This window comes from Bartonella sp. AA2SXKL (assembly GCF_042197205.1).
Taxonomy (GTDB): Bacteria; Pseudomonadota; Alphaproteobacteria; order Rhizobiales; family Rhizobiaceae; genus Bartonella.
In genome coordinates this window covers 1-961 of the sequence record NZ_JBHIRN010000073.1, presented here as the reverse complement: position 1 = coordinate 961, position 961 = coordinate 1, and the positions used below count along the sequence as shown (strand labels likewise).

The 961-nt window shown below is 41.4% G+C and carries 1 pseudogene; it reads right to left on the bottom strand.

The annotated features are described in order from the left end of the window. Positions 1-961 (bottom strand): annotated as a pseudogene (locus tag ACFINS_RS09815) (adhesin); the annotation flags it as partial.

The following is a 961-nucleotide window of genomic DNA, read 5'->3' as shown; positions in this document are numbered from 1 at the left end:
TTGGCAACATCATCATAACTTTGCTCTTCAACGGCACTGCCATCTTCTTTGACAATCTTAACTTTGAAACTTGGAGCCGTCCAAGCGCCACCTGCATAACTAGCATCACCACCTAAAGACTGCGCAACACTGTTACCTAGAGCATATAGCTGATTTCCTGTTACAGCATCGCTTGAGTCTTTAGTGATATCCCCATTTGCAAGCGACGTTATCTTGCTGTTCGTCTTGCTTTCCTTGTACCCATGCTTGGCTACAAACGCCTCTGCGTCCTTATTCCACAACAGCGCATCGCCTTGGACAGATTCTGTGATATTCGTGACTTTGTCATTAAAGTCTTTAACCACATTCGTGAAAGAATTACCAACACCTGAAAGAGCTTCTGAAACACTATCGTACTCAGCTTCTTCTGATGTGCCATCTTCTTTAAGGTGTGTAACTTTAAATCTAGGCAACAACCATTGATTTTTCTCATACTTAGCATCACCGTTTAAGTACGATGCAAGATCTTTTCCTAAGGAATAAAGTTGGGAGCCATTTACTGCATCTGTAGATTCTTTCGTAATATCTCCTGCCGCAAGGAACTTAATCTTGCTATTTGTCTTTGCACCGTCTTTTCCTCCATGCAAGGCTACAAAGGATTTTTCACCCTCGCTCCATGATAAAGAATCTTGTGCAACTCCTTCTGAGACTTCCTTAATACGCTGATTCACATTTTTGATATTCTCATCAAGTCCTTCAAATGCTAAACCAACATTGGTAAAGGCTTTTTGTGTTACCTCACCATCTTCAGAAACGCGAGATAAGTTATAAGTAGGGTTAGTAAAGCTACCGTCTTTAAATGCCGCATCGCCACCAAGGAATTTAGCTACATTCTGAGAAATCGTGTTGATCTGACTACCATTAATCGCATCATGTGAACCCTCACCAATGGCACCATCTTTTACATTATGAAGTGCAACTG